We start from the raw sequence: 647 nt of genomic DNA on the forward strand, positions 1-647 counted from the left end.
CATGGTGCGGTTCTGGGTGATCAGGAAGCCGATGCCGTCGGTCGCGGCCAGCATCTCCGCGACGACGACACCGATCGTCGTCAGGGCGCCGCCGATCCGCAGGCCTGAGACGATGGCCGGAAGGGCTGCGGGCAACAGGACCTCGATTGCCATCTGCGAACGGCTGGCGCCCGCGGCCCGTGCCATCAGCACCAGGTTCCGGTCGACCAATTGCACCCCGGCGGCCACGGAAAGCACGACGGGGAAGAAGCCGTAGAAGCCGGCGACCCAGACTTTGCTCGCGGGCCCGATGCCGAGCCAGGCGGTCATCACCGGATAGATCACGACAAAAGGGATCGCGTAGACGGAGGAGAGCAGCGGCAGCAGTGCGCGGCGCAGCAGCGGCGACGCCCCGATGACAACGCCGGCGAGACCGCCGAGCCCGTAGGAAATCGCCAGCGCCAGGGTGATCTCGGTCAAGGTGAACATCAGGGCGCGGGCAAAGATATCCGCCTCCTCGACACCTGCGATCAGCGTGGCGCTTGGCGTCGCCAGGATCACCGGCGGCACCCATCCCAGCCGCGGCGCGGCCTCCCACAGCAGCACGATCGCGCCCAGGACGAGCCAGCGCAGCGTGACGGGGCCGATCGGGGGGTTCATTGCTGCAC

General features: G+C 68.6%; 1 protein-coding gene. It reads right to left on the reverse strand.

Features of this window, described 5'->3' with window-relative positions:
- The coding region (locus tag AC1DWF_RS35480) for an ABC transporter permease (RefSeq protein WP_476843147.1) at positions 1-647 on the reverse strand (647 nt) is incomplete at both ends.

The sequence above is a fragment of the Aminobacter sp. P4_D5 genome, from assembly GCF_056401815.1.